At 36.6% G+C, this 6,000-nt stretch carries 8 protein-coding genes; 4 read left to right on the plus strand and 4 right to left on the minus strand.

The features are described 5' to 3' along the window. Window positions 1-300 precede the first annotated feature (300 nt). Window positions 301-1,044, minus strand: a complete 744-nt coding sequence (locus tag K7G79_RS12580; RefSeq protein WP_223551946.1) for a TerB family tellurite resistance protein — start codon at window positions 1,042-1,044, stop codon at window positions 301-303. Window positions 1,045-1,162: 118 nt separating this feature from the next. Here K7G79_RS12580 and K7G79_RS12585 point away from each other — a divergent pair, with 118 nt between their 5' ends. From K7G79_RS12585 to K7G79_RS12600, 4 genes are all read left to right on the plus strand, one after another. Further along, window positions 1,163-1,573: a BrxA/BrxB family bacilliredoxin gene (locus tag K7G79_RS12585; RefSeq protein WP_223551947.1), complete on the plus strand. Its 411-nt coding sequence runs from the start codon at window positions 1,163-1,165 to the stop codon at window positions 1,571-1,573. Between the two features lie 253 nt (window positions 1,574-1,826). Continuing rightward, entirely contained in the window at window positions 1,827-2,222 is a 396-nt protein-coding gene (locus K7G79_RS12590) for a hypothetical protein (protein WP_223551948.1), read from the plus strand. A 21-nt stretch (window positions 2,223-2,243) separates the two neighbouring features. Then, window positions 2,244-2,984, plus strand: a complete 741-nt coding sequence (locus K7G79_RS12595; RefSeq protein WP_223551949.1) for a 1-acyl-sn-glycerol-3-phosphate acyltransferase — start codon at window positions 2,244-2,246, stop codon at window positions 2,982-2,984. Further along, window positions 2,977-3,648, plus strand: a complete 672-nt coding sequence (locus K7G79_RS12600; protein ID WP_223551950.1) for an HD domain-containing protein — start codon at window positions 2,977-2,979, stop codon at window positions 3,646-3,648. Before K7G79_RS12595 ends, K7G79_RS12600 begins: the two co-directional genes overlap by 8 nt. Window positions 3,649-3,668: 20 nt before the next feature. Here the strand turns inward: K7G79_RS12600 and hemB are convergent, their stop codons facing one another. From hemB to K7G79_RS12615, 3 genes are read right to left on the minus strand one after another with little or no spacing between them, the layout of a single operon-like run. Next, window positions 3,669-4,661: a porphobilinogen synthase gene (gene hemB / locus K7G79_RS12605; protein WP_223551951.1), complete on the minus strand. Its 993-nt coding sequence runs from the start codon at window positions 4,659-4,661 to the stop codon at window positions 3,669-3,671. Between the two features lie 37 nt (window positions 4,662-4,698). Beyond that, window positions 4,699-5,601 (minus strand): oxygen-dependent coproporphyrinogen oxidase, encoded by a 903-nt coding sequence (gene hemF, locus K7G79_RS12610; RefSeq protein WP_223551952.1) that lies wholly within the window; start codon window positions 5,599-5,601, stop codon window positions 4,699-4,701. A gap of 2 nt (window positions 5,602-5,603) precedes the next feature. Beyond that, window positions 5,604-5,918, minus strand: coding sequence for a GNAT family N-acetyltransferase (locus K7G79_RS12615; RefSeq protein ID WP_370634225.1), 315 nt, complete (start codon window positions 5,916-5,918; stop codon window positions 5,604-5,606). Window positions 5,919-6,000 lie beyond the last annotated feature (82 nt).

Consider the following 6,000-nt stretch of genomic DNA (forward strand, 5'->3'; position numbering starts at 1 on the left):
ATCAAGACTTCCTGAAATACATCGGAAGCATCTTGTTTACTGCCTCCTTTAGGTAGGATAAGGGTTTCTATTTTGGGATAAATACCATAAAGTTTTCTAAAGGCTTTTTCTCGCCGACCTTACTTAAAGAGTTCCAATATTTTTGTATCGTTCATAAAACGGGTTTATTACTTAATGGTCAAAATGTAAAAAGGTCTCCCTACTAAGTAACAAAATTTATGCCTGATAACGCTTTTAACATAATATAAGGCTGGTCTTATTTCTAAAAATAGATTCCTGCCCTCGCAGGAATGACAAAAATCAAAACCCCCGCTCCTTCAGCAACTGCTCGTAGGCGGCTTGGACTTGCCTAAATTTTTCTTCGGCACCACTACGGTGTTCTTCTCCAAGATGGATGACCTTATCGGGATGATATTTTTTGGCCATTTTACGATAGGCCTTTTTAATATCGTCGTTAGTAGCGGTTTTATCGATTTCCAAAATCTTATAAGCATTATCACTACTGTTAAAGAACATGGCCTTAATACTTTCATAATCAGCATTACTAATTCCTAAATACCCAGCCATCAGGTGAATTTGTTGCTCTTCGTCGTGGGTAACTACCCCATCGGCTTTCGCAATCCCAAATAAAAAGTGTACTAACTGCAAACGTGACGGATGTTGCATCATCTTTCGAATTTGCATACATACCTGTCGTGTAGAAACATTTTGTTGTCTATTAATTTCCTTAAACAATCGAAACGCATGGTTCGCCCGTTCTTTCCCATACATGCTTACAAACTGCTGACGCACAAAATCCAATTCACGTTGATCCTGCTTGCCATCGGCTTTAATAATTATAGAAGATAAAATGAGTAAGCTCACTTCAAAATCACCTGATTGTGTAACAGGTTTCTCTCTGTAAATGCGTTTTGGCTGTTGCTCAAAACCCATTTCCTCCCCCAGAGAGTCTACCATACCGCCTACAGCCAATCCAATAATAGCACCTATAGGGCCTCCAAATGACCACCCCAAAGCGGCCCCTATCCATTTTGAAAAACTCATTTAATTATCAATTTTATTTATCGTCAAATATAATATTAGTTAGTAGATTACCTCCTGTTTTTGTTACACAATTGGTATCTTTGCACACCTAAAACGTTTTTTATTAAAAATTAAATATATGTACCCAGCAGAATTAGTAAAACCTATGCGTGAGGATTTAACCCGTGTTGGTTTTGAAGAATTACAAACCGCCGATCAAGTAGATACGGCCTTAGCCAAAGAAGGAACTACTTTAGTAGTGGTAAACTCGGTATGTGGTTGTGCTGCCGCTAATGCTCGTCCTGGTGCTAGAATGAGCTTACAAAATACCAAACGTCCAGACCATATTGTTACCGTTTTTGCCGGTGTTGATAGGGAAGCCGTGGAAAAAGCACGAGAATATATGATTCCGTTTCCACCTAGTTCGCCTAGTATGGCCTTGTTTAAAGATGGTGAGTTGGTGCACATGTTGGAGCGTCATCATATTGAAGGACGTCCTGCAGAATTGATTGCTGAAAATTTAATGGATGCTTATAACGAACATTGTTAGAAGCCTCTCTCCCTATCTCTCTCTCCAAAGGATAAAGGGGGATACTCAATTGAAAAAGTTAAACCACATTGGTTCATGAGCGTAGTCGAATGACAATGTGGCTTTTTTATATACTTACGCAACCTTTTCCCTATATGAACATCTATTAGATAAAAATTTGCTATGAAATGAGCCATAACAAGAAGTTGATACCAACCAAAATGATTATTGGCGAATTACATCTGACCATTTAAAAACAATAAAATATAAACAGATGAAAAATTCTTTTTTTGCTGCTATTTTACTTCTTCTTTGTTTCAGTTTTACTGCTTTTCAATGCGATGATGATGTTCCGTTAACCCAAGGAGAGGAACTTGCCCGATTACAAGATTTTAAATCTGAAATTGAAGCTTTGGCAAACGCATCAGTTTGCAATGAGACCTCAGAATGTAAATTCATTGCCTTTGGCAGTAAACCTTGTGGCGGACCTTGGTCTTACCTTATTTATTCAACATCAATTGATGTGAGTGCTCTAGAAGCTATGGTACAAGATTACAATGCTAAGGAACAAACCTATAATCAAAGATGGAGTGTTGTTTCAGATTGTGCTCTAGCACAACAGCCTTCTAGTGTCACTTGTGAAAATAACACCTGTGTTGCTGTGTACTAATATTTAGTTTACTTTTGGGGCATGTTAAAACTTTTATCATATCCCTTAACTAGTATATATTATCTATTATTTGGGTCGACCCTTGTTATTTTTCATCCTATTCAATGGTTTTGTTTTAACATTTTTGGTTACAAAGCCCACAAAATCAGTGTCGATATTTTACAGTTTTGCCTCTTAAAATGCACTCATGTATTAGGCACACGGTTAACGTTTAACAATCCTCATAAGATTAGCACAGGGCAACCTCTTATTATTGTGGCCAACCACCAAAGTTTATACGATATATCACCAATTATGTGGTATATGCGAAAGCACCACACTAAATTTATAAGTAAACAGGAATTAGGCAAAGGTATCCCCAGTGTATCCTACAATTTGCGTAACGGAGGGTCGGTGTTGATCGATAGGAAAAATCCAAGACAATCCCTTCCCGCCATCATGAAATTTGCGGAATATATTGAAACAACTAAACGTGCTGCCGTGATTTTTCCCGAAGGCACCCGTAGTAAAAATGGTGTTCCCAAACCCTTTCAAATGAAAGGACTGGAAATGTTGTTTAAAAAAGTCCCATCGGCTTTGGTTGTGCCCATTTCAATTAATAACTCCTGGAAAATGCAACGCTATGGCTGGTTTCCTCTGGGGTTGGGAACCCATATTAAACATACAGTTCACAAACCATTAAAGATTTCGGATTTTGGAAACAAATCAGATTTAATCTGCCAAATAGAAACCATTATTAAAGACCATATCCATATTGAGTAGGAATAAAGAACAACATAAAACCCTTATTAACAAAACTAAAACCTTTGTAAAACAAACTCTTGCCAATGCCGAAGGCGGACACGATTGGTTTCATACGTTACGAGTATACCATAATGCCTTGCTCATTTCAAAAACAGAAACAGTAGATATTTTGGTTGTAGAATTGGCCGCCTTATTACATGATATTGCCGATAGTAAATTCCATAATGGTAATGATACCATCGGTCCTAAAATGGCACGAGAATTTTTATTTCAATTGAATGTAGATTCGAAAACTATAGAACATGTGGTTAAGATCATAGAAAACATCTCATTTAATAAATCTTTAGGCAATGACACCTTGTTCATTTCCGAAGAATTAAAAGTGGTTCAAGATGCAGACAGGCTTGATGCCATTGGTGCTATTGGTATTGCTCGTGCCTTCAATTATGGTGGGTTTAAAAACAGACCACTTTTTAACCCAGAGATTAAGCCTATTCTTAATATGAGTAAAACTGAATATAAAACCTCTGCAGCTCCTACAATTAACCATTTTTATGAAAAGTTGTTACTACTTAAAGACAAAATGAATACCAAAACTGCTAAACAAATTGCAAAAAAACGGCATGCTTTTATGCTACATTTTTTAGAGCAGTTTTACGATGAATGGGATGGATTGAAATAACCTTTAGTTTCTTAAAAGAATTATCCTTTTAAAAATTTAACAATATCTTTTGCAAAATAAGAAGCAATAATATCTGCACCAGCACGTTTAATGGCGGTAACCTGCTCTATCATAACGGCATCGTGATCTAACCAACCTTTTTCTGCTGCAGCTTTAAGCATAGCATACTCGCCTGACACCTGATAAACAGCCACTGGCACATCCACTTCGTTTTTAATTTCTCTAACTATATCCAAATAACACAGCCCGGGTTTTACCATAACAATATCGGCGCCTTCGTCAATGTCCATTTCAGTTTCCCGAATGGCCTCAAACCGATTGGCAGGATCCATCTGGTATGTTTTTTTATCCTTTGGAATCTCAACTAAATCTACAGGTGCAGAGTCCAATGCATCACGAAATGGCCCATAAAAAGCTGAAGCATATTTGGCAGAATAGCTCATAATACCAGTATTGATAAAGCCTTCGTCATCTAATGCTTCGCGGATGGTTAAAATACGTCCATCCATCATATCACTTGGGGCGACAAAATTGGCTCCAGCTTTCGCATGCGATATGCTCATTTCTGCTAACACTTCAGTAGTTTCATCATTTAGTATTTGTCCGTTTTCAATAATGCCATCATGACCGTAAGCTGAATATGGATCTAGCGCTACATCAGTCATCACCAACATATCAGGGCAAGCGTTTTTTACTGTTTTAATGGCGCGTTGCATCAATCCGTTTGGATTTAAGGCTTCTTTACCAGCATTGTCTTTTAAATTGTCAGGAACTTTTACGAATAGTAATACCGATTTTAAACCTAATTTCCATAGTTCTTTTACTTCGTTTTCAAGCAAATCTAGACTATAACGAAAATAATTAGGCATCGATGGAATTTCGTCTTTTACACCTTTACCCTCGACAACAAATAATGGTACTAAAAAGTCGTTTGGAGTAATAATTGTTTCTCGAACTAAAGAACGAATGGCATGGTTGGTTCTTAATCTGCGATTTCTTCTAAGTGGATACATCCTATTAAGTTAAAGTTATAAGTACAAAATTAAAAGTTTACACCCAGTCTAAAGGTGTTTTTAAAACGTTAATTAGTTTTTCCTCTTCACTACCAGCTTCTGGGTGATGGTTATAAACCCACTGCACATGTGGTGGTAAGCTCATTAAAATGCTTTCTATGCGTCCGTTAGTTTTTAATCCGAACAAGGTCCCTTTATCATGGACCAAATTGAATTCTACGTAACGCCCTCTACGAATTTCCTGCCAATCCCTATTGACTTGCGTATAGGGTAAATCTTTTCGTTTTTCAATAATAGGGATATATGCCTCCAAAAAGCTATTGCCGACTTCGGTTACAAAATTATACCAATCATGCATAGTCATGGTTTCTGTTTTTTTGCAATAATCAAAAAACAACCCCCCAATGCCACGGGCTTCATTGCGGTGATTGTTGTAAAAGTACTCATCACAACGTGCTTTGTAATTAGAATAAAAATCTGGATTATGCCTATCACAAGCCATTTTACACACTTTGTGAAAATGTTTGGCATCAGCTTCAAATAAATAATAAGGTGTTAAATCCTGTCCGCCACCAAACCATTGATCAACAATATTTCCAACTTCATCATACATCTCAAAATAACGCCAGTTCGCATGCACTGTAGGTACCATGGGGCTTTTAGGGTGAATAACCAAACTTAGCCCGCATGCAAAAAAATCGACATCACCCACTTTAAAATAGTCCTGCATAGATTTAGGCAATTTACCATGTACGGCCGAAATGTTAACCCCGCCTTTTTCAAACACCTCTCCATTTTCAATCACACGGGTTCGTCCACCACCACCTTCTTTTCTCTCCCAGATATCCTCTATGAATTTTGCTTTACCATCAACTACTTCCAGCTTTGAGGTTATACTTTCTTGTAAATCCTGTATGTATTGGTAGAATTTAGTTTTCATTTTTAATGTTCAATGGTTTTATAAAGCTCATATAATTCCATGTCGAGAGGTTTTTCTCCTGGTGGTGCATGCTCATTTTCTAATGTTTTAATCCAAGTAAAATGACAGTTTTCAGCAACTCGTATACTCTGTAAATTTGTTTTATGAACTATAATCTTAAGAGTTTTTAAATCGAATTTTGAAAACACATAATTAGTTAATGCTGTTATTGCTTTTGTTGTAATACCTTTACCTTCAAATTGATAACCAATACAGTAAGCCAGTTCACCATGTTTATTCTTCCAATCTAGTGCTTTTAAATAAATTAATTGAGTTATTAATTTAAAATCCGTATTTTAATGCTTTAAAACATTAAGATATGGAACAATATGAAGGTAAAAATATACTAAACTTTGTAAA

Source organism: Aestuariivivens sp. NBU2969 (genome assembly GCF_019931125.1).
GTDB classification, from domain to species: domain Bacteria; phylum Bacteroidota; class Bacteroidia; order Flavobacteriales; family Flavobacteriaceae; genus Aestuariivivens; species Aestuariivivens marinum.

Coding starts and splice junctions, on each gene's coding strand:
- hemB (WP_223551951.1), bottom strand. CDS start 4,661: ATGTATCCACTTAGAAGAAATCGCAGATTAAGAACCAACCATGCCATT.
- hemF (WP_223551952.1), bottom strand. CDS start 5,601: ATGAAAACTAAATTCTACCAATACATACAGGATTTACAAGAAAGTATA.
- K7G79_RS12580 (WP_223551946.1), bottom strand. CDS start 1,044: ATGAGTTTTTCAAAATGGATAGGGGCCGCTTTGGGGTGGTCATTTGGA.
- K7G79_RS12590 (WP_223551948.1), top strand. CDS start 1,827: ATGAAAAATTCTTTTTTTGCTGCTATTTTACTTCTTCTTTGTTTCAGT.
- K7G79_RS12585 (WP_223551947.1), top strand. CDS start 1,163: ATGTACCCAGCAGAATTAGTAAAACCTATGCGTGAGGATTTAACCCGT.
- K7G79_RS12595 (WP_223551949.1), top strand. CDS start 2,244: ATGTTAAAACTTTTATCATATCCCTTAACTAGTATATATTATCTATTA.